This window comes from Streptomyces griseocarneus (assembly GCF_014655595.1).
GTDB lineage: Bacteria > Actinomycetota > Actinomycetes > Streptomycetales > Streptomycetaceae > Streptomyces > Streptomyces griseocarneus.
Genome location: NZ_BNBL01000005.1, coordinates 345,243 through 365,422, shown reverse-complemented (window position 1 = coordinate 365,422; position 20,180 = coordinate 345,243). Strand labels below are relative to the sequence as shown.

The window sequence follows — 20,180 nt, the reverse complement described above, 5'->3', positions numbered from 1 at the left end:
AACCAGGCGTTTGCCGCACGCTCAACCCCAAGGGAATTCCCATGCGCGCGTTTCACACCCGCACCACCACGGTCCTCGCCGCCACGGCCACCGCCGTGCTCGCTCTGACCCTCACCGCCTGCGGCGAGGACGGTTCCGGCACGAAGTCCTCCGGACCGGCGGCCGACACCGCCGCATCAGCGCCCTCGTCGGCGCAGTCCGCGCAGGGCACCGCCAGCGGGAAGAACGGCGGCACCGCGCGGGGCGCCGGGACCGCGAAGGCCTCCACCGGGCAGGCGGTCGCGAGCACGCCCGTCTGCACCGCCAAGAACGTCTCCATCAGTGCCGCCTACCAGGGCGGGCCGCCGTACACCCACATCGTCCTGACGGCGAAGAACACCTCGGGCCACAGCTGCAAGCTGAACGGCTTCCCGGAGATCCAGTTCCTCGAAAGCCACCGGGAGAACGTGCCGCCGGTCGCCAAGAGCAAGCCTGCCACGCCCGTCGTGCTCACCGCCGGTGCCCCCGCCTACGCAGTGGTGAAGGTGTCGGACGGTGGGCGCGAGGAGAACACCGAGCCCGTGACGGCCTTCTCGGTCACGCTCCAGGGAGGCGGCGGCATGGCCGCCGTGAAGGCTCCGGGCGGTGGCATCGCCGTCGACCCGGCGAAGTGGGCGACCGGCTACTGGACGCACGAGCTGCGCAACGGCGCCGACGATTTCTGAGCCGTCATCCCCACTCGCCTGCTCCCACCAGCATCGGCACAGCATTGCCCGAGTGGGCGGGACGTTCACGCTGTCGCCGAGCATGACGGATGGGTGTGACGTGACCCAGCACGGCTTGGCGTGGGCGTTCTTCGCGGGATGAGCACGTGCCCGCACCGCTCCCCCGGGAAGCGGTGCGGCACGGAGTCAGGGCATCTCCGTGCCGTCGCACTGGCGGACGCCGGGGGCTGCCTTGGCGGTGACGACCTTCGGGGCGCGAACGGTGAAGGCTGAGGAGCCCCCCGGTGTTCCGTTCACGCGCGTCCCACCGGCCCGCCGACGCACGGTCACGGGCGGGCCGTGAGCCGCCCCAGCGCCGCGTCGTACCGTGCCCGGAACCCCTCGTCCTCCGACACCCGCAGCAGTGCGCCGAGCGCCCGTACCGCGCCGTCCTCGTAGCCGGACGACTCCGCCTCCCGGGCCGCCAGGTCGAGCTGCCGGATGCCCTCGGCCTCGTCCCCGAGCCCCAGCAGCGCCTCTCCCCTCACCATGAGCAGCAGTATTCGGGGCACGTCGGCGGTGCCCGATCGATCGTCGAAGGCGAGGGCCTCGGTCGCCGTGTCGAGGGCCGGGCGCCATTCCCCGGCGTCGACCCGATGCCGGGCGAGGTGCTGCATGGCCAGTCTCTCGATGGTCCTGTCGCCGGCCTTGCGCGCCAGTTCCACCGCCCGCTCGCATATCTCCGCGGCCTCGTCCGGGTCGCCGAGCGCCGCTTGCGCCACGGCCAGGACGATCAGCGCGTTCGCCTCGGCGACCAGGTCGCCCGCCCGGGAGGCCAGTGTGGAGGCGGCCCCCAGGCGAGTCAGCGCCTCCGCGATGCGCCCTTCCTCGATCAGCACCCAGCCGAGCACGTTCAGCACCCGTGACTCTCCGTACGGATCGGCATCCGCCCGTGCCGCCTCGAGCGCGGTCTCCAGGAGCGGAACCCAGCCGTCCCGCACGCGCCAGACGATCAGCGGCCACAGCGTCAGGACGATCCGCCAGGTCCTGCCGTGCAGACCGGCGGCGCGCGCCGCGGCCACCGCCAGCGTGAGGTCGTCCCTCTCGGCCGCGTACCAGGCCACGGCGGCGGACCGGTCGCCGAACTCCCGCACGACGGCGGGCGGCAGGAAATCCACCGGCATCGGGAAGCACTCCTCGTTGCCGGGCTCGGCCGCCGCCACAGCCGCGAGGGCCGTGGCGATGTAGTGGTCGAGCACACGCCTGAGCGCATCGGGTCCGGAGTCCAGGCCACGCGCGTAGAGCCGTACGAGATCGTGCAGCGTCCAGCGGCCGGGCGCCGTCTCCGTGACGAGGTGCGCGACGGCCAGCCGCTCCAGGGCGGTCTCGGCGGCTGCCGGGTCCGTGCCCGCCAGGGCCGCCGCCGCATACCGGTCGATGTGCGTGCCGGGGTGGCGGCCGAGATGGGCGAACTGACGGGAGACGTGCCCGGGGAGCTGTTGCAGCGTCAGGCGCAGCGCCGCTCGCACGCCGGTGTCCTCCACGTCCAGCAGGCTCAGCCGACGTGTCTCGTCGGACAGCTCGGCGGTCATCCCGCCCAGCGACCGGCCGGGCCGTTGCGCCAGCCTGGCGGCGGCCACCCGGAGCGCGAGCGGCAGCCCGCCGCACAGCTCGGCCAGCCGTCGCGCGGCCACCGGCTCGGCGAGCACCCGTTCCCTGCCGAGCACCTTGGCGAGGAGCGCCGTGCCGTCCTCCGGCCCGAGCACGTCCACGGGCACGGGCCGGGCCGCGTCGGTGACTATCAGCCCCGGCAACTGGTGTCTGCTGGTGACGACGGTGACGCAACGGGCCCCGCCCGGCAGGAGCGGCCGGACCTGCTCGGAGTCCCGCGCGTTGTCCAGCACGACGAGCAGCCGGCGGTCGGCGGCGAGCGACCGGAACAACGCGGCCGCGCCGCTCGCCGACTCCGGTATCCGGCGCTGCGCGACACCGAGCGCCGGCAGGAACTCGCGCAGCACCTCGATGAGGGCCGGCTCGCCCGTGTCGCCGAAGCCGCGCAGGTCGGCGTAGAGCCGCCCGTCGGGGAAACCGGCACGGCCGTGGTGTGCCCACTGCAGCACGAGGGCCGTCTTCCCGACCCCGGCGGGGCCGGTGACCAGACAGACGGGCGCCTCGCCCGCGGCGGCCCGGGACAGGGCGGCGAGCTCCGCCGCCCGCCCGTGGAAGCCGCGCGGCGCGCGCGGCAGCAGATCGGGCGCACCGGTCCGGGGAACGGCATCCGGTACGGGGGCAGGAGGCGGGGCCTGCGTCGTGGTGGCCGAGCGCGGAACCGGAACCGCGGCGGCGGCCTCCGTCATGCCCCCCGCGGTGGCCTCCGCCATGTCTCCTTCACCGCCGCGCAAGGCCAGGGCATAGGCCTCCGCCAGTTCCCGGCCCGGGTCCACGCCCAGTTCATCGGCGAGCAACCGCCGGGTGCGATGGAACCAGTCGAGCGCCTCCGAGCGGCGGCCCGCCTTCTGGAGCGCTCCCATGAGGGCGGCGGACAGCGATTCGCGCAGCGGGTGGGCAACCGCCTCGGCGCGCAGGACAGTGGCGGCCCGGGCGTGCTCGCCCAACCGCGCGTACGCGGAGGCCAGCTGCTCCACCGAAGCCAGGCGGAGCTCTTCCAGCGCGTGCGCGGCGGCCTGGAGCGGCGGACTCGGATGCACGTCGGCCAGCGCGGGCCCCTGCCACAGCGACAGCGCCTCCTGGTACATCGCCACGGCATCGGCCGGGGCGCGCTGCCCCCGGGCCAGGGCCACCAGCTCCTCGAAGCGGTGCGCGTCCAGCAGCGTGTCCGGCATCCGCAGGACGTAGCCCGCGCCCTGGGTGATCAGCTCGACCCCGTACATCTCGGCGCCGGCGGCCGCCAGCAAGGTCCGCAGCTTCGACACATGGCCCTGGATGACCCCGCGGGCGTGGAGCGGCGGTTCAAGGTCCCACAGAGCCGCCGTCAGCTGCTCGACCGAGACCGGGTAGTTGGGCCTCAGCAGCAGCGCGGTGAGCAGGCTGCGCCGCTTGGCGGGGCCGAGAGGGACGTCGCCGGTATCGGTGGTGATCGCCACCGTGCCAAGCAGCCGGAATTCCACGGGTTCCATGCCTCCTAGTAAGAAAGAACCAGGATGCCGGAGCTCCGGGGCACCGCCGACCCGCTGGGGCGTGTATCGGAAGGGCCTGGTGACGACGACGGAGAGCCCATTTGTGATCCAGAATGATTGGATGGTCACGCTTGAGACTCCCCGTTTGATCCTGCGTCGCTGGCGCGAGGAAGACGTTGCGCCCATGGCTGCCGTCAATGCCGACCCCGAGGTCATGCGGTGGATCCGTGACGGCAGCGTCCGTGACGAACAGCAGACTCGCGGCGGGGTCCGGGCATGGGAGAGCGAGTGGGAGTCACAGGGCTTCGGCCTGTTCGCCGTGGAGATCCGGTCCACTGGCGAGCTGGCTGGGTTCACCGGCCTTTCGGTGCCCGACTTCTTGCCGGAGGTACTGCCGGCGGTTGAGGTCGGCTGGCGGCTGGGACGTTCCCACTGGGGGCAGGGCTTGGCCACCGAGGCCGCTGCGGCCGCTGTACGGTTCGCGTTCGAAGAGCGAGGGCTGGAGCGGATCGTCAGCATCATTCAAGTGGGCAACGACGCCTCCGAACGGATCACGACCAAGCTTGGGATGCATCCGGTCCGCGAGACCGTCAATCCCACCTGCGGTCGGCGAGTACGGGTGTTCGAGTTGTCGTCGGACCAGTACGTCACAACCACTCGTTGATGGCGGGCGCCGCCGCCCTCTGCTCGGCGGCGCGGCGGCGGCCGGCGGCCGCCCGGGCCGGGTCGCCGAGCTGATCCGCGAGCCGGGCCTGGGCGCCCCAGTTGTACGGGCACAGCGGGCGCAGGTTGATCCGCTCGCTCAGCAGCGTGCGCGCCAGGTCCCGGCGCCCCGCGTGGAGCGCCGCCTCCACCAAGGTCTTCTGTACGGCGTCCCGTTGGGCGTGGCTGCCGCCGAACGTCTGCAGACGGTGGCGGAGCGGGAGCAGCAGGTCGACCGCCTCGTCGTACCGTCGCCGCCCGTACGCGACGAGCGCCCGGCACACCGGCAGCCCGACCTCGGCGGTCATCGAGGCGTTGGACACCCGCGGGTCCGCGGTGCGGACCCAGGCCTCGCGGTCGCGGATGAGAGCGTCGGCGTCGGAGAGGCGGTCCGCTCCGACGTAGGCCATGACGGCGTGGGCGTCGTTGAAGGCGTAGTAGGGGCCGTCCTTCCGGCTCGCCCAGGCGTCGGCCAGGGCGGCCCAGCGGTCACCGGTGTCGGCACCGGCCAGGTACAGCCGCCACAGCAGCGAGGCCGCGTCCAGTAGTTCCATCGCGACGCCGGCCGAGCCCTCGTGGTGCAGGCCGGCGTCGTAGACGTCGAGCACCCGGTCGGTGCGTCCCGCCTCCAGGGCGTAGAGGGCGTAGTGCCACCAGTTGTGGACGTTGAGGTAGTTGCCGTCCGCCCAGTCGCCCGCGCGGTCGTCCAGGTAGCGGATGCCGTCGGCGAACCGACCCTGCATCTCGTAGGCGTGCACGACCGCGTGAATGCCCCATACGTCGCGGGGGTCGCGTTCCACCGCCTCCAGGGCCACCTGCTCCGACTGGCGGTAGTGGCCCGCTTCCTCCAGGCCGAACCCGTACATGCCGAGCAGGAAGCCGTAGTGCGGATCGTCCGTGTCCCAGGCGGACAGCGCCCCGCCGATGCGGTCGCGCAGCAGCACGGCGTTGCCGGTGAAGAAATCGATCTGGTGCCCCACCGCCAGGGCGAGCGCGTCGCGCGGATACGACACGCTGATCTCGCCGAGCAGACGACCGGCGCCGTGGATGTCGCCGTGCAGCCAGGCGGAGGCGGCCTCGATGTGCATCCGCTCCCGGGGCGTGACCTCCGGCATGTGCACGCTCCGGCGGAATTCCCCGAACCGCCTGCGGGCCGCGGCCGCGTCCTTCTCCTCTGTGCCCAGCAGGCCGAGATACGCCGTGAAGACGTTTCCCATGACGGAGCGGGGGGAGGCGGCGACGGCCGCCTCCGCTTCCGCGTTCACCTCTTCGCGGAAGTACAGCAGGCACTCCAGCGCGTTCTCGTAGTGCCGCACCGCCTCGGCGCCGGTGCCCGTCATCGCCTGTGCGTGCCGATCCTTTTCCACCCCGGTTCCTCTCGTCCCGCCGCCTGCGGCAGTACATCCCTGCCCGGTGGTGCGGGTCCGGATGCGCAAGGTGGGGCCGGTCGGCTCAGACGTACTCGGTCAGGTCGATGGCGTGGACCTGCAGCGCAAAGCCGTACTCGGGGTGGGTCGTCTCGCGCTCGGGTTCCATGCCGAGCTTGCGGATCACGTTCTCGGAGGCCTCGTTGCCCATCCGGTCGATGGCGATGACGCGGTCGAGCCCGCGGTCCTGGAGTGCGAACTCCAGCGTGGCCTGGGCGGCTTCGGAGGCGTAGCCCTGGCCCCAGAACGACTGGCCGAGCCGCCAGCAGATCTCCACGGCGGGCAGCACCTCGGGCAGGTACGTGGGGACGGTCAGCCCCACGAGGCCGGCCAGCTCGCCCGAGGCGAGGAGCTCGACGGCGAAGATGCCGAAGCCCTCGTCGTCCCACTCCTCCTCCCACCGCTCGATGGCCTCGGCCGTCTGGTCCAGGTCGAGGGTCGAGCCGTCGCCGATCCACTGCATGACCCGCGGGTCCGCGTTGATGTCCGCCAGGGGGGCGAGGTCGTCGTCGTGCCAGCGGCGCAGGAGGAGGCGGGGGGTGTGGATCTCGGTCATGGCCCCATCCTGCGCCACGCCGGGCCACAACAGAAATCGGTGCCCCGGCGGCGCGTGTTCCCCTCCGTCGGCTCCCGCACGGGGCGGGCCTACGACTCGTCGTGGTGCCGGTGCCCCGGGTGTCGCAGGTGCGTCCAGATGTGCCGCGCACGGCGGCCCGCTTCCGTCCGGCTGTGGGCGACCAGGCGCCGGGCCTGCTCCGGGGTCTCCACCATCGGGCCCGAGCCGCGCAGGGGCTTGCCCGCGGTCTCGTGGAGGAAGAAGGCGGAGACGACCCCGATCACGCCGGCGGCCATCAGGTAGTACGCGGGGATCATCTCGTCGTGGGTCGCCTCGAGCAGCGCCGAGACGGCCAGCGGGGTCGTGCCGCCGAAGAGCGAGACGGAGATGTTGTACGAGACGGACAGCGCCCCGTACCGCAGGCGGGTCGGGAAGAGGGCGGGCAGGGTCGCGGCGGCGGTGCCGGCGAAGCACACCAGCAGCAGGCCGAGGATGAGGCAGCCGAAGGCCGGGAGCAGGGCGCCGCCGGCCCGGATCAGCAGCATCGCCGGGGCGGCGAGGGCCACCAGGGCGGCGCTTCCCGCCATGAAGACGGGACGGCGCCCCCAGAGGTCGGAGGTGCGGCCCACGGTGGTGATGGTCAGGGCCACGAGGATCATGGTGCCGAGGATCAGCAACTGTGCCGTGGTGGGGTCCTCGCCGAGGGTTTCGGTCATGTACGTCGGCAGATAGGACGTCACGAGATAGCTGGTGACGTTGTAGACCACCACCAGGCCCATGCAGATGAGTACCGCGTGCCAGTGCTTGGTGAAGATCTCCTTCAGTCGCCCGTGCCCGGACTGGCGCGCCTCCTCGGCGTTCGCCAGTCGGGCGTCGGCCTCGGCGGCGGCCTCCGCCTCCGCGCGGAAGGCCGGCGTCTCCTCCAGGCGCATCCGCATGTACAGGCCGATCAGGCCCAGCGGGCCTGCCACGAGGAACGGCAGGCGCCATCCCCAGTCCGTCATGCCGTCGGTGCCCAGGGCCGCGGTGAGCACCGTGACCAGACCCGAACCGAGCGCGTAGCCGACGAACGTGCCGAAGTCGAGCCAACTGCCGAGGAAGCCGCGGCGCTTGTCGGGCGCGTATTCGGCGATGTACGTGGTGGCCCCGGCGTACTCGCCGCCGGTGGAGAAGCCCTGGACCAGCCGGCAGACGAGGAGCAGCACGGGCGCGCCGAAGCCGGCCGTCGCGTAGCTGGGGAGGAAGCCGACGGCGAAGGTGCTGACCGCCATCATGATCATGGTGGCGGCGAGGACCTTCTGACGCCCGATCCGGTCACCGAGGGGGCCGAAGACCAGGCCGCCGAGGGGGCGTACGAGGAAGGCGGCGGCGAAGGTGGCGAAGGCGGAGATCACCTGTGCGCCGGGGGAGCTGGAGGGGAAGAAGACCTTGCCCAGGGTGGCCGCCATGTAGGCGTACACGCCGAAGTCGAACCACTCCATCATGTTGCCCAGCGCGGCGGCGGACACCGCGCGGTGCACTTCGGGGCGGTCCGTGACCGTGACGTCGTCGATGGTCAGTGGCGTCTTGCGGCGCCGCAGCAGGGTGCGGAGCATCCGGTCCGTGGCCGAGCTGCCGCCGCGCTGCGGCGCCGTACGCCCGGTCGGGGACGTCCTCGGCACCTTCGGCGTCTTCGGCGTCTTCGGCTTTCTTTTGCGATCGGCGCTCATGCTCTCCTGCCAGGGGGTCGTGCGGCGGGTCGGCCGGTGCGGGTGGCTGCGTCAGGCGGCGGTGGATATTCCTCACTTATGAGCGGTTTGCCATAATTTATTCCTGACGTGTTGATCAGCCACGCGCGTGCCCGGACGAGCGCCGGTCAATCCCCCTGAGTCAAACGTTCACGGCTGTCGCCCTCCCGGCGGCCGCCACGGCGGCTCCTGACCGGCCCGGCCGTCCCGGCCGGCGTCCGGTCCCGTGCCGTGCGGGCCTCCCGGCCGCCCGAACGTGACGTCGCCGTGCACGTGCCCCGCCTGGATCACTTCCTCCGTACGTGCCTGTCCAGATACCTCGTTGTGGATATGGACGGTGCCCTGGCCTGCGTGCGGCACGCGGAAGTCCGGGGGCTCCTGCCAGCGGGACCCGGCGAAGTTCCGCAGGGCTGCGGCGACGTCCACCGGGACGGTGGCCCTCGTCGACAGGGGGAGGACGAAGAACCACCCGTCGGCGCCGCGGAAGTACCGCGCGGGCGCGGGCGCGCCGGGCCGGGGCAGCACGTGCAGGGCGTACACCTTGGTGTCGCGCTTGCGGTGGATGAGTTTGCGTACGGCGACGGATTGCACGTCCGCCCAGGCCAGCCGGCCGCGGTGGCGCCCCATCCTGAACTCGATGTGCGCCGGGGTCAGGCGCAGCGCCTGCGCCTGGGGCGGCAGGAGCCAGTGGACCAGCATGATCAGCACCCCGAAGCCGCACATGGCCAGGGACGCTCCGGCGGCCACCAGCCAGTTGCCCTGCACGCCCGAACGGATGAAGACCATGACCGCGAGGAAGAGAATCACCGGCCAGTGGGCGAGGGAGAGCCGGCGACTCCTGCCCTCGGCGCTGAATCCGTGCGTGTCGTGGCGGACGGTCCAGCCCTTGAGCGACCCCAGGGGGGACCTCTCGAATTCGGCCAGCGCGTCACGGAACCGGGGAAGGGGCGCGGAAGCCGAGGCGGACTCGGGAGGCCGGAGGTACGGAGAAGGCCGGGCATCGTGCGGATACGGCAGGGCATCCCGCGGATACGGCAGGGCCGCAGGGGCGTCGTCCCGCTCGGTGCCGGCCAGGTGCTCCTGGAGCCGCAGATGGCGGAACCGGTAGACGCCGCCGCTGCGCTGCAGCAACCCGCCGTGATGCGCGTCGCGCAGGAACTCCATCAGCGACCAGGGCACCCGCCCCGCGATCGCCAGACACCCCTTGGCCAGCAGCCAGCGGCTCCACAGACTCATCAGCAGGAGCATCGCGGCAGCCCCGAACCAGGCGGTGACGCCCCGCGCCAGGGCCGCGCCGACGGTTTCGTAGACGTACCAGCCGAACGCCCCCTGCCCGACGCCGATCAGCACGGCCACGGTGCCCACGGAGAGCCAGGCGGCCGTGCGCTCGCTGCCCAGCACCTCGTCGGGCGTGCTCGCGTCCTCGGTGTCCGAGGGGGCGGCGATCGTCACCATGACCAGCGGAGCCAGCACGGTGCTGCAGACGACCATCACCACGTACGGGCGGGCGTCGTGCGCCCCCACGACCATGGCGGTGAACAGTCCGGCGGGCAGAGCGACCACCGCCGACGCCTTCAGACCCCGCCCGAGGGAAGCGGCCCGGCCCGCCGAGCGCAGGGCGGCGCCGATGCGGAACGGATTGGCGCGTCGGCGGGGTCGCCCCAGCCGGAACCCGAACCACATGTCCACCGCGATCCAGACGGCCATGGCGTGGACCAGGCCGTTGGTCAGCGCCAGCTCCAGCCCCCAGCCGGCCATGGGATCCCCTGCCTGCGAGGAGACGAACCAGTCGCGGGTGACCGCGGCGACCTGGGACAGGGCGAGGCACACCAGGGCCAGCGCGGGCAGCAGCATGACGCGCACCAGGGCGGTGCGGTGCAGGTCCCACCAGGCGAACTCCGTGGTGCGGCGGCCGGTGAGGTGGCGGGCGAGATGGGCGAGCCAGTGCCGCGAGCGCCCCGGGTTCCACTGGTTCGGCGCGTGCAACCGGTCCGGGGAGTGGGGCTGCCGGGTGAACACCGCCGGAATGATCAGGTCGAGCAGGTACTTCTCGACCGCCTCCCGCGAGGGGAACGGCCGGCGCACCAGGTCCAGCGGGTCGGCGGGCGGTGCCTGAAAGCCTCGGCGGGCCAGCCAGATCATCAGCGGACTGGTCAGGGCCTGCGCGACGGGCCCCTCGGGCTCCCGGTCCACGGCGTCGAGCATCAGCTTCCAGCTCCGGCGTACCTGTGGCGCCGCCGACCGCAGCAGATAGGCGGTCGCGTCCCCCAGGCCGACCGGCTGGGCCTCGATCACCGCGGCCCGTGCGATGGCGGCCCCCGCCTCCTCTGCCGCGCGGTACTCCCGCGTGCGGGACGTGAGGACGACCGCGTCCTTCTCCCCCAGGGCCCGGTCGATCTCACGGACCACCAGGGAACGCCGGTGCGCGGGAAGCTCGTCGAGCCCGTCGAGCACGGGGAGGACCAGCCCGTCCTGGACCAGCCGCGCCGCTGGGTGGCCGCCGTCGACGCGCGGCAGGCCCGGATGGTCCTCGGCTATCCGCCGCGCCAGCCAGCCGCGAAAGTGCTCCCGCGACGGATCCCACGACTCCAGCGTCAGCACGACGGGCACGGGCGGCCGCACCTCGCCGCCTCCTACGTCGCCTCCTCCGTCGCGCGGAGCGCGCCGCGCCGTCAGGCAGCGTTCCGCCAGCTCCAGGGTCAGCAGCACCGCCAGCGTCGACTTGCCCGCGCCCGGGCCGCCCAGCACCACCAGACGACGGTGCCCCAGCCCGAGGAAGACGTCCGCCATCCTCGCCATCTGCCCGCCGGGCCCGCCGCCGCCCCGTAACTCGGGCCAATCCGCCCGCCAGCGCACCGCCAGAGGCTCGGCCGAGGCCAGGTCCCAGGCGTTCAGCTCCGCCGACCACTGCGTGCGGATGCTGCGCGCCAAGGCCCACGCGGCGCGTTCCACGGGATCGGCCGCGGGCGGCAGATGCACCGTGACGTCTCCGTGGACGTACCCGATCTGCAGCACGTACTCCGCCGTGCCCCGCATGACGTTGTGGGAGCGCAACTCATCTGCCATGACGGCATTGTGGGCCACAAGTGCGGCCGTACCGCTCCTCTTACGAAAGTGACGGAGGGGACTTGCGTCAGTGGCAGGGGGGTACGGGCACTGGGGCAGGGATGCGCTGAGGGACTGGCTGGGGTGGCTCGCGACCTCGGCATCGACGTCGCAGACGAGGCCGGCCCGTTCCCGTCCGTACCGCCGCCCGGCAGTGCATCCTCCCCTCCCGCCTCCCGGCGGTTCCGATCACGATCCACTGACCGCCCTCGCCGACATCCCGGCCGCAAACGCCGGGGCCATCGAATGACTGGCCCCGTTGACGAGAGTTCTGGTCAGAAAACACTGAAGGCCCGGCAAGTACCGGGCCTTCACGCGTGAGTAGCGGGGACAGGATTTGAACCTGCGACCTCTGGGTTATGAGCCCAGCGAGCTACCGAGCTGCTCCACCCCGCGTCGGTACGGTGAACACTACAGCAGTCTCCCGGCTGAGCCGAACCGTGATCCTCTGGATGCGTGCCATGTCAGCCGGTGCCGACCCGGCTGTCAAAGCCGTCCGCCCAGGCCTTCTCCACCGGGCCGGTCCTCGTGGAGAACGCGGCCTGACCTGCCAGGAAGGCTTGTCCGGGCAGGTCAGGAGCGCCGATGATTCGGAAATGAGACCAGAAGTACGAACCTTCGTCGCCGACGGCCCGCTGCCCGACTGGGACGCCGAGGAGGAAGAGATCGATCGGCGCGTCACCCAGCTCGAAGCCATCACCAAGCCGGTGACGGCAGAGGAAGCGGCCTCGCTCGCCACGTGCTTCGGCCCCGACGACTGCTATGGGGTCGCCTGGACGCTCCTCCACCTCATCGAGACCGGCCCCAACCTGGTCCTCAAGACCAAACCGGCTCCGGACGCCAACGAGTGGCACCACCGGCTCTACGACCGTGCCGCGTTCGAAGAGACCACTCCAACGACTTGACGCGTTGGACACGTGAGGCGTGCGTCTATGTGCTTGGTCGAGGCCGGAGACCAGTAGCTCGCGCAGCATCGCGCCGGCGCCGGGAGCTCCCTCGCGCGCTCGGTGACCAACGCGCCGATCGCGGCACCGAGGCCCATCGGCACGCGTCCGTGCCGCCTGAGCATCGGGCCGCGTCAGGCCGTGAAGGCGTTCAGCTTCGCGCCTGTCACCGGAGCCTTGGGCTTGAACGTGTAGTCGAACTTGTACGTCGTCTCGTGCGAGCTCGTGAAGTGCGGGCACACCAGCGGGCCGACCATCCCGCCCTGCGCGCCCATCTCGATCCACCAGCCCGCGCAGCGCCCGTCAGGCGTGCCGCCCCAGCCCTTGCCTGGCAGCAGGTCCTCGACCCAGCCGGTGACCCGCGTGGTGCCGTCGCTCTGCGGGCACATCGATATCTCGCCGCGCCCGAAGGACTTTGTCCCGGCAGCCGTGACGCACGCCGCCCCATCGGATGACGCGGCCTGGGCGCCGGGGGCGGCGGCCAGCAGCGTCAGGGCGCCGGCTGCAGCGGTCGCGCCGGTCAGGGCCAGGGTGCGGACAAAACGTCTCATGGTCGTTCCTTCTCTCCTAAAGGGCTGATCCCGAGACAACCACGAAGTAGATCAACAACGCCAGAGGGCGTTCAACCGCCAGTACCGGACCGCGAGCCACCGGTCAGCAAGGGCCGAGCAACAGCCCGGCGCCGCCTTGAAGTTCGTCTCGAACGCTTCGCTTCCTCGTGGTCCGTGTGCTGTCAGGATTGGGGTGGGTGAGTCACGTCGAAGCCGTCCTGAGCCCTGTCCGGCTGTTTCGCGCGCCATCTCGGAAAAGCCTGTTCCCTTCCCATGCCCGCCCCCACGGGATGCAGCTGCCAAGGTCCAGGCGCCCGAGCCGGGACAGGCGCTGCACGGTCGCAACGAACGCCCGGGTGAACAGGCGCTGTGAGGACTGCTCGCCGTCCGGAACCCGGTTGCGACAACCCCGTAGGAGCCGCGACGATCAGCGGATGTTCGAACTGCTGCCGAGGATCGGGATCGTCCTGCCGGACAGCGCAGGAACCCTCCGCTTCGGCATGGACGAGGACGCCGCACAGGCGACTCTGGCCCGCCTCGGCCAGGTCCGCGGTGACGACGTCCCCGGCGCACCGTGGGCCCTCACCGTCGCATGCGGCGACCTCGAGCTGACCGCCGGACCGGACGCCATCGCCCGGTCCGGACCACAGCAGACCGACCCACTCCTGACGAACGTCGTACTGCGCCGAACCGGGCACACGCGCCGACCGCACCCCCGCCTGCCCATGGCCGGACACGACACCCGCCCACCGGTGTGCTGGGGCCCGGCCGCGGTCCCGGTCGTCCTCGACGACATCGACCTGTTCGGCTACCCGGCGACCGAGGTACTGGAGGCACTCGGAGACGACCGAGACAGCGGCCTCCGGCTCCGGCCCGTCGTACCGGGCGGCTACGCCCACGAGGTCACCTTCCGACGTGAGCGCCTGCCCCGGGGCGGGGACCGTACCGGTACCGACGAGCCGGTCCTCGCCGACTACGAGCACATGTGGACGACCGGACGAAACGCATGGCAGCTGGAACGGACAGGCACCGGCTATCTCATCGTCCTGAAGGGCGATCAGCCCATGGATATGTTGATCTGCCACGACACGCTGGCCGATCAGATCATCGCCAGGATGATCGCAGCCGGCGTCGAGATCGTGGCCGGGTGAGGAGACGCCCAAGAAGGCACCGGAGCCTTTGACCAACGGCCACGCCGCCCGCCGGGGGCAAGTACCGGCCGCTGTCGATCGCACTGACCCCGGCTCAGGCCGTCGACAGCCGCAGTTCGTCCCGGTCAGGAGTTCACGGAGGTGCGGGCGGGGGGACCCGGTGGCGGTGCGCGTCGCGCCCGGCCGTGCATGTAACAGACATGCATTAGGGAGTGGTTGGGCGGAACGGTTCGCCGGGACGGGTGCATCCTGGTGATCAGAAACGTTCGCTCGCACCAACTAGTACCGAGCGGTCGGCACCCCCAACCGATATTGAGGCAGAAACGATGCGCGTTCAAAAGTTAACCTTCGCCGCCCTGGCCATCGCCGCGGGTCTCACGCTCACGGCCTGCCAGAGCGACGATGACGGCAAGGGACAGAGCGACCCGTCGTCTGCGTCCTCGGTGTCTTCCTCGGGCGGAGGTTCGGGCCCGGGCGCTTCGGATCAGGGCAGCGGAAAGGAATCCGGCGGGAAGGACTCCGCCGGGAAGAGCTCGGGCGGGCAGGGCGCGGCCGCCGGGACCGGCTCCAAGGAGAGCGGCAAGGCCGCCAAGTGCCGTACCGATGAGCTGCGGATCACGGCGAAGGACGGCACCATCGACGGTGACCCCGATGGCACCGTCGTGGTGGAACTGAAGAACCGCGGCGGCCACAGCTGCGCGATCTCCGGGTACGCGGGCGTCGATCTGAAGACCAACGCGGGGTCGCTGTCCGCGAAGCGCACGGGCGAGCAGGCCCCCTCGACCGTCCTCAAGGCCGGGCAGTCGACGTTCTTCGGCATCAACTACCCGTTCAACAAGTCGGGTGGCTCCGGCGTCCGCGTCACGGGGCTGCTGGTGACCCCGCCGAGCGAGACGAAGACGGTCTCCCTTCCTTGGCCGGGCGCCGCCACGTTGCCCGTCACCGATGGCTCCGGCTCCCCGGTGAAGGTCGGCCCGATCGGAAGCGCCGGTCAGGGCGGCTGATCCGCACGCCCTTCAGGGATGGCGTCACGTGACCCGGCCGAGCTGCGCAGTCGTGGGAGGTGGCGGTGGCCCCGGTCATCGCCGGGATGAGCCCTCGGCTGCTAGAGGGCATGTCGAGGCCGTGGGCTGCACCCACAGTGCGCGCGTCTGCACCTGCTCTCGTCGAGGAACTGCAGACGCGCCCGCCGATTGATGGGCCCGGCTCCCGTATCCCGGGGTCTCGACAAGGCCTCCTGATTTGTGGCGTGGGTCACTCTTTCGGCGGTTGCTACGCGCGTATACCGTGGACACCCGCTTAGGTTTGAACTAGCTTTGAAGTCATGGCTACCCCGGTGGAGGCGACGTTCTCCGAGCTCCTCCAGAGGCCGAAGGACACCGTCGCCAAGCTGTACCAGACCGTTCGCAAGGGCATCCGCCTGTACCGGCGGGGTGACGAGGACCTCTATCTGACGACGGCCGCGCGGGCCGAGGCCGCGGTCGAGGTCGTCGACTCCACCACTCGTGTCTTCGCTGCCCTCCTGCGCGAGGACTCCGACCAGATCAGTCGGCTCACCGACGGCTTCGCCGCAGCGTTCCCATGGCTGCGGTTCCTACCCGAGGAACAGCGTCACCAGTTCGTGCGGGATCTGATCGACACGGCGCGGGCGAGCACGGACCTCGGCATAATCAACCCGATCGCTCAGGTGATAACCGAGTGGAAGCACACGGCCGAGGTGTACGCCGATCCTGAGCTGCAAGCGGCGTTGATGGCCGAGTACGTGGACGAGGACTACGGTCCTGCGCCAGAACCAGGAGTAGCCGGCGAGTGAGCCTGGGCAAGGGAGATCCGGTACCGCCTCCGCCTGGGCCGGGTGAGTACGACGTCCGATTCGGTTCGCGGGATGCTGCCGAGGGCTGGCAACTGCTGTGCAAGCAGGCGAGCAGCAATGTCTTATGGGCGTGGGAGGAGATGCGGAAGCGACCCGCTCCGTACCCCCCGACGCCCCGGCACCATCAGCTGCGTGGGCCGCTCGCGAGCGCGGTCAGGAACGGCAAGGCGCTGTCGCAGTGGCAGATCGAGGTCACCGGCGCCGGCAGGCTCTGGTACCTGTTCGATGCGGAGAAGCGGGTCTGCTGGCTGGTGAAGGCCACGACTGGCCATCCCCGGGAGACCGACTAGGTTTTTGGATTTCGTCCGGCGCACCCGCCCGAACCAGGGACTTTCGTTTGAATCGTCGGGCGGGCCGGAAGAGGAAGATGCCGGCGATATGGTCGGCGGCTGTGGGCAAGCCCGTGCCGGTTGTGTGCGGGCCGGAATCGAGGCGGTGGCCGCAGGCCCCGGGAGCGGCCGGTCAGGTCAGCTGGACCACTGTCACCGCCGCTCCGGCGCCGCCCGGCTTCCAGACGCGCAGCAACAGTTGGTTGCGGTTGTTGACCCCTTCGATGGAGCTCACCGTGCCGCCGACGTCCTGGCCCTCCAAGAGTTCGTCGAGGCGGTGCACGTCGCCGTGCCCGTCCCAGACCGCGGGGGTCGTCGTGCGGCCCTTGTCCGTGAGCACGTACACCGTGCCGACGATCCAGCCACGATCATTGATGGCCGTGGCTTCTCCGCCGAGGCCGAAGTCGGAGAGGGCGTGGGGCTCCGTGGGGGTGTCCCAGCGGACCGGAGTGATCGTCATGAGGTCGGCGCGTTGCTGGGCGCCCACGACCACGTCGCGGTTGTTGATGCCCAGCGCCCATGCGGGCCTGGTCTCACCGGGCAGGGGTACCTGCGTGACCGTTGTGCCGTCGGGCTGCCACCTCACCGCCGAGGCGCTGGTTCTGCCCACGATCACGCCCTCGTCGTTGATCGCCTCCGCACGCGAGCGCTCACCGTTGACGGCCAGTCGCTGGAACCCCGCCTCCGGCTGCCAGCGGTAGTACGAGACGACCGGCTCCGGGCGTGGGCCCCGTGGGGTGTTGACCCAGACGATGTGATAGGCGGACAGCATCACCGTGCCGTCGTTGTTCATGCGCACCCGCTCGACCTTGTCGTCGACTGGGTGACCGATGGTCGTCGGCCTTCCGTCCCTGCCCCAGATGACGAGCTCGCCGTCTCCCGCACCCACGACCCGGCCGTCATCCGTGATGGCCTGCGGCACGGCGTTCGAGGCGCGCTCCAGGGCCCTCGTGCTGCCGGACGACGCGTCCCACACCGCGGGTCCGGTCGACGGGGCGGAGAAGGCGACTTCGCCGTGTTTGTTGATGGTGCGGGCGGTGATCCCGTCGTCCAGCGTGCCGATCACTCGGGCCCTGACGTCCTTCACGGGCGGCGCGGCCGTGGCGGTACCCGTCGGGATCAGCAGTGCGCCCAGCAGTATTACCGTGAGGGTAAGGCGTCTCATGGTTCCCCCTTGGATCGTTCGGAAGAAGGACTACCGTGCTCGCCGCCGCCCCCTCGCCGTCGCCGGAATCCGGCAGGTGGCACTTTTCCGCCACCCTGTGACACGACCGTGACCGGAAGCGTGGCTTCCGCCATAGCCTGCCGTGCCCCGGTCTGATCGACTCGGTGAAATGCGCAAAGCCCCCCTCACTCGACCCGCTCTGCTTGCCGGACTCCTGCTGCTCACGGCGTGCGGGTCACAGAAGGCCGAGGAACAGGGCGGCGGCCTGACGCAGACCCAGGTGCCCGGCGCCCAGGGCCTTCCCGGTGACTCCCCCTGCGGAGGTCAGCCCTCCGCAACGGCAGTCAAGCCCGGCGCGTCGCCCCTGCCCGGAGGCTCTTCCCATGAGGAGAAGGACGGAGTCACGATCACCGGCCTGAGTCGAGGCACACCTCACTGCGCGGAGTTCGCGGTCACCAACCACAAGACCGAACCCTTCAGCTACACGATCACCTTCACCTTCCTCTCGAGCACCGGCGAGGCGCTGGCGAGTCGGAAGGAGACCGTGCCGTCCGTCAAGCCCGGGCGGACGGCGAAGGGCACCGTCACTGCGAGCGGGCTGCCCTCCGGCGCGCCGAGCACAGCACGCGTACGGATCACCGAGGTGAGGAGCGTCCCCAGCGACGAAGCGCCTTCCCAAGGAGGCTCCTGCCCGACCTCGGGCATTCGCGTGTACGCCGATGACGGCGATGCCGCCATGGGACTCCGCGTCGTAAGTCTGCACCTGGAGAACTGCGGAACTCAGCTCTTCCGGCTCAACGGCTATCCGCGGCTGCAGCCCCTCGACAAGGACCACAAACCCGTCGCCAGCGTGAAGACCCTCCAGGGCGGCAGCTCCGTCGCCACCGGCACTGGAGCCGACGGCGTGCCTCAGCCGCTGGAACTGAAGCCCGGCGAGCGCGCCTACGCCACTCTGGTGTGGCGCAACACCGTGGAAGGCGGGACCGGCGGGACCGGCGATCCCGTGAACGCTCCCTATGCCAGGGTGTGGGCGAAACCCGGCGCCGCCCCGGTGATGGTGATCCCGGAGCTCGACCTGGGCACGACGGGGAAGCTCGGCGTCGGCCCCTGGAAGAAGGACGAGAAGCCCACGCCGGACACCGGCGGCGCATCCGGCGCCCGGCCGTCCGAACCGCCGGCCGCGTCCGCGGCACCCGTACAGCCGTAACGGGCACGGAACCGGTCCGGGGGATCCCAGCACACCACCCAACTCGAGAACATCAACCTGCGCTGCCAGGTCACCGCGGCCGACAACTTCCTCACTCGGCTCGCGGGGTCGGAGGACTCGCCCTGGGCGCCTGCACATCCGCGAGCCCCGAACGACCTCAGCCCTGTTTGGCCTGAGCCTCCTTGGCGGACGCCTCCAGTCGGTTCCGGTAATCCTGGTACCAGGCCTCGTCGTGGCCATCCATGTTGCTGTTGTCCTTCCGCAGACCGACCTTGCCGTCGATCAGTTCGCGGACGATGTCGGCGTGGCCGGCGTGCCGGTTCGTCTCGGCCGTCATGTGCAGCATGATCCGCTGAAGTGTCACTTCTCCGTTATCGCCCCACCACGGGACGTGGCCCATCGCGTCGAGCGGCAGCGCCTCGATCGTCGCGTCCGCGTGAGCCCAGGCGCGGTGGTAAAGGTTGAGAACATCCTCGCGCGACTCGTTGGCAGGGGCCCACATGTCCGAGTTGGGCTCGGCGCCCTCCTCGTGCCAGGGGAGGGCTTCGTTGTGTGGGCGGCCGAAGGTCGGGCCGAAGTACCCGAGCTCGACGCCGGCGAGGTGCTTGACGAGGCCGAGGAGGTTGCCCGGCGGGGCGCGAACTCCCTTTCCGGGTTCTGAGGGAGCGGGAGGAAAAGAACAGCGCGGCGATCAAACGGGCCCCGTCGGCGGCGTCACCAGTCGATGTGCGCGGTGATCCAGCCGGCCAGGCCGTCTTCGTCGTCTGCGGAGGGCAGGTCGGGGCCACAGGTGAGGGGGGTGCAGGACAACTGCAAGTGGGTGAGGTAGCCGTAGGGACCGTTGTCGGCTGTCGGCCCGAGTATCAGGGCGTGAGTGGGGGTGCGCCAGATGCGGTGCGTCAGTGCGGGCCCGGCAACCACGGTCACAGAGGACGAAAACGTTCGCTCGGGGGGCATGCCGAGGTGTTCGGTCACCGCCTGCGCGGCCTGCGCGAGTACGGCCTCACAGTCCTGGTCCGTGCACGGCCTGCGGCCGCTCCAGCCCGGCTGTTCCTGCCAGCGGTCCATGAGCCCGTACAACCATGATTCGTTGGCCATTCTTTCGTCGTGCGGGTCAACGGGGTACAGCTCTCCGAAGACCAGGAAAGTCCGCGCGTCCGGGTTCCCGAACGGGCTGGCATGGTCGGAACACAGCACATGCTGTTCCGCGGTGCGGAAGGAATCACAGACCAGGCTGTCCTCCCAGCACCACCCCCGCCGCTGCACTTCGGCATCGACCGCCTCGAAGCCGTCGGAGACGTCGGACTCGGCCGGCAGACCCACAAGTTCGGCAACGGCCCCGACTGTCAACGGACGGTGGGCAAGGGCATGTACAGGAAACAGCATGCGCAACACCCTAAAGGTGGCCCTATCGCTGCCGGACCCCGCGCTCCACTTCCACAGCAATCCTGCCCCGCATTCATGGGCGGCCGAGCCGAAGAGGGGAATTCGCAAAGTTCGGGGCAGCGGGAAAGCCGAGGTCGAGCATCGCGACGCCGGGCCCGGAGTCAGGGAGCCGGCGGAGCGGGCTCGGGGCGAGCAGCAGATGGCGGGATGGCCATGCCCATGCCATAAACTCCGGAT

General features: G+C 70.8%; 16 protein-coding genes, 1 tRNA gene and 1 pseudogene. 8 read left to right on the top strand and 10 right to left on the bottom strand.

The window, feature by feature from the left end:
• Window positions 1–41: 41 nt before the first annotated feature.
• The gene (locus tag IE295_RS15700) at window positions 42–704 is read left to right on the top strand and encodes a DUF4232 domain-containing protein (protein WP_190064237.1); all 663 of its coding nucleotides are present in this window, start codon (window positions 42–44) and stop codon (window positions 702–704) included.
• Between the two features lie 326 nt (window positions 705–1,030).
• On the opposite strand, the gene IE295_RS15695 is transcribed toward IE295_RS15700, so the two are convergent.
• Window positions 1,031–3,811, bottom strand: a complete 2,781-nt coding sequence (locus IE295_RS15695) for an AfsR/SARP family transcriptional regulator (protein WP_190064404.1) — start codon at window positions 3,809–3,811, stop codon at window positions 1,031–1,033.
• Between the two features lie 130 nt (window positions 3,812–3,941).
• Here IE295_RS15695 and IE295_RS15690 point away from each other — a divergent pair, with 130 nt between their 5' ends.
• Window positions 3,942–4,484 (top strand): GNAT family N-acetyltransferase, encoded by a 543-nt coding sequence (locus tag IE295_RS15690; RefSeq protein ID WP_190064236.1) that lies wholly within the window; start codon window positions 3,942–3,944, stop codon window positions 4,482–4,484.
• Here the strand turns inward: IE295_RS15690 and IE295_RS15685 are convergent.
• The 5 genes from IE295_RS15685 to IE295_RS15665 all read right to left on the bottom strand — a co-directional run bounded on the left by IE295_RS15685 (window position 4,468) and on the right by IE295_RS15665 (window position 11,733).
• A complete protein-coding gene (locus tag IE295_RS15685) occupies window positions 4,468–5,889 on the bottom strand; it encodes a tetratricopeptide repeat protein (protein ID WP_224323239.1) in 1,422 nt (473 codons plus the stop codon). The two genes, IE295_RS15690 and IE295_RS15685, sit on opposite strands and share 17 nt — an antisense overlap.
• An 85-nt stretch (window positions 5,890–5,974) precedes the next feature.
• Window positions 5,975–6,505, bottom strand: a complete 531-nt coding sequence (locus tag IE295_RS15680) for a GNAT family N-acetyltransferase (RefSeq protein ID WP_190064235.1) — start codon at window positions 6,503–6,505, stop codon at window positions 5,975–5,977.
• Between the two features lie 89 nt (window positions 6,506–6,594).
• Window positions 6,595–8,100 (bottom strand): glycine betaine/L-proline transporter ProP, encoded by a 1,506-nt coding sequence (proP, locus tag IE295_RS15675; protein WP_224323283.1) that lies wholly within the window; start codon window positions 8,098–8,100, stop codon window positions 6,595–6,597.
• Between the two features lie 282 nt (window positions 8,101–8,382).
• A complete protein-coding gene (locus IE295_RS15670) occupies window positions 8,383–11,298 on the bottom strand; it encodes a hypothetical protein (RefSeq protein ID WP_190064233.1) in 2,916 nt (971 codons plus the stop codon).
• 361 nt (window positions 11,299–11,659) lie between these two features.
• Window positions 11,660–11,733 (bottom strand) — tRNA-Met (locus IE295_RS15665).
• A gap of 200 nt (window positions 11,734–11,933) precedes the next feature.
• On the opposite strand from IE295_RS15665, the gene IE295_RS15660 reads away from it, so the two are divergent.
• Window positions 11,934–12,242 carry a hypothetical protein gene (locus IE295_RS15660; RefSeq protein ID WP_190064232.1) on the top strand — a complete coding sequence of 103 codons (309 nt, stop codon included), beginning with the start codon at window positions 11,934–11,936 and terminating at the stop codon, window positions 12,240–12,242.
• Window positions 12,243–12,415: 173 nt separating this feature from the next.
• Here IE295_RS15660 and IE295_RS15655 read toward each other — a convergent pair whose 3' ends face one another.
• Window positions 12,416–12,832 carry a hypothetical protein gene (locus IE295_RS15655; protein ID WP_190064231.1) on the bottom strand — a complete coding sequence of 139 codons (417 nt, stop codon included), beginning with the start codon at window positions 12,830–12,832 and terminating at the stop codon, window positions 12,416–12,418.
• A 434-nt stretch (window positions 12,833–13,266) separates the two neighbouring features.
• Between IE295_RS15655 and IE295_RS15650 the strand changes: the two genes are divergently transcribed.
• The 4 genes from IE295_RS15650 (at window position 13,267) to IE295_RS33485 (ending at window position 16,146) form a co-directional block, all read left to right on the top strand.
• Window positions 13,267–13,983, top strand: coding sequence for a hypothetical protein (locus IE295_RS15650; RefSeq protein ID WP_190064230.1), 717 nt, complete (start codon window positions 13,267–13,269; stop codon window positions 13,981–13,983).
• A gap of 326 nt (window positions 13,984–14,309) precedes the next feature.
• Window positions 14,310–14,987 carry a DUF4232 domain-containing protein gene (locus IE295_RS15645; RefSeq protein ID WP_190064229.1) on the top strand — a complete coding sequence of 226 codons (678 nt, stop codon included), beginning with the start codon at window positions 14,310–14,312 and terminating at the stop codon, window positions 14,985–14,987.
• A 320-nt stretch (window positions 14,988–15,307) separates the two neighbouring features.
• Window positions 15,308–15,796, top strand: coding sequence for a hypothetical protein (locus IE295_RS15640; RefSeq protein ID WP_190064228.1), 489 nt, complete (start codon window positions 15,308–15,310; stop codon window positions 15,794–15,796).
• A 140-nt stretch (window positions 15,797–15,936) separates the two neighbouring features.
• Entirely contained in the window at window positions 15,937–16,146 is a 210-nt protein-coding gene (locus IE295_RS33485; RefSeq protein ID WP_224323240.1) for a hypothetical protein, read from the top strand.
• 172 nt (window positions 16,147–16,318) lie between these two features.
• Here IE295_RS33485 and IE295_RS15630 read toward each other — a convergent pair whose 3' ends face one another.
• Window positions 16,319–17,350, bottom strand: coding sequence for a hypothetical protein (locus tag IE295_RS15630; protein ID WP_190064226.1), 1,032 nt, complete (start codon window positions 17,348–17,350; stop codon window positions 16,319–16,321).
• Between the two features lie 169 nt (window positions 17,351–17,519).
• Here IE295_RS15630 and IE295_RS15625 point away from each other — a divergent pair, with 169 nt between their 5' ends.
• Window positions 17,520–18,557, top strand: a complete 1,038-nt coding sequence (locus tag IE295_RS15625) for a DUF4232 domain-containing protein (protein ID WP_190064225.1) — start codon at window positions 17,520–17,522, stop codon at window positions 18,555–18,557.
• Between the two features lie 157 nt (window positions 18,558–18,714).
• Here the strand turns inward: IE295_RS15625 and IE295_RS15620 are convergent.
• Both IE295_RS15620 and IE295_RS33480 read right to left on the bottom strand, forming a co-directional pair.
• Window positions 18,715–19,182 (bottom strand): annotated as a pseudogene (locus IE295_RS15620) (DinB family protein); the annotation flags it as partial.
• A gap of 89 nt (window positions 19,183–19,271) precedes the next feature.
• A complete protein-coding gene (locus IE295_RS33480; protein WP_224323241.1) occupies window positions 19,272–19,943 on the bottom strand; it encodes a hypothetical protein in 672 nt (223 codons plus the stop codon).
• Window positions 19,944–20,180 lie beyond the last annotated feature (237 nt).

Excerpts from the sequence above, each read along its gene's own strand:
- IE295_RS15700 (WP_190064237.1), top strand. The coding sequence starts at position 42 with ATGCGCGCGTTTCACACCCGCACCACCACGGTCCTCGCCGCCACGGCC.
- IE295_RS15690 (WP_190064236.1), top strand. The coding sequence starts at position 3,942 with ATGGTCACGCTTGAGACTCCCCGTTTGATCCTGCGTCGCTGGCGCGAG.
- IE295_RS15680 (WP_190064235.1), bottom strand. The coding sequence starts at position 6,505 with ATGACCGAGATCCACACCCCCCGCCTCCTCCTGCGCCGCTGGCACGAC.
- proP (WP_224323283.1), bottom strand. The coding sequence starts at position 8,100 with ATGCTCCGCACCCTGCTGCGGCGCCGCAAGACGCCACTGACCATCGAC.
- IE295_RS15670 (WP_190064233.1), bottom strand. The coding sequence starts at position 11,298 with ATGGCAGATGAGTTGCGCTCCCACAACGTCATGCGGGGCACGGCGGAG.
- IE295_RS15660 (WP_190064232.1), top strand. The coding sequence starts at position 11,934 with ATGAGACCAGAAGTACGAACCTTCGTCGCCGACGGCCCGCTGCCCGAC.
- IE295_RS15655 (WP_190064231.1), bottom strand. The coding sequence starts at position 12,832 with ATGAGACGTTTTGTCCGCACCCTGGCCCTGACCGGCGCGACCGCTGCA.
- IE295_RS15650 (WP_190064230.1), top strand. The coding sequence starts at position 13,267 with ATGTTCGAACTGCTGCCGAGGATCGGGATCGTCCTGCCGGACAGCGCA.
- IE295_RS15645 (WP_190064229.1), top strand. The coding sequence starts at position 14,310 with ATGCGCGTTCAAAAGTTAACCTTCGCCGCCCTGGCCATCGCCGCGGGT.
- IE295_RS15640 (WP_190064228.1), top strand. The coding sequence starts at position 15,308 with ATGGCTACCCCGGTGGAGGCGACGTTCTCCGAGCTCCTCCAGAGGCCG.
- IE295_RS33485 (WP_224323240.1), top strand. The coding sequence starts at position 15,937 with ATGCGGAAGCGACCCGCTCCGTACCCCCCGACGCCCCGGCACCATCAG.
- IE295_RS15630 (WP_190064226.1), bottom strand. The coding sequence starts at position 17,350 with ATGAGACGCCTTACCCTCACGGTAATACTGCTGGGCGCACTGCTGATC.
- IE295_RS15625 (WP_190064225.1), top strand. The coding sequence starts at position 17,520 with ATGCGCAAAGCCCCCCTCACTCGACCCGCTCTGCTTGCCGGACTCCTG.
- IE295_RS33480 (WP_224323241.1), bottom strand. The coding sequence starts at position 19,943 with ATGCTGTTTCCTGTACATGCCCTTGCCCACCGTCCGTTGACAGTCGGG.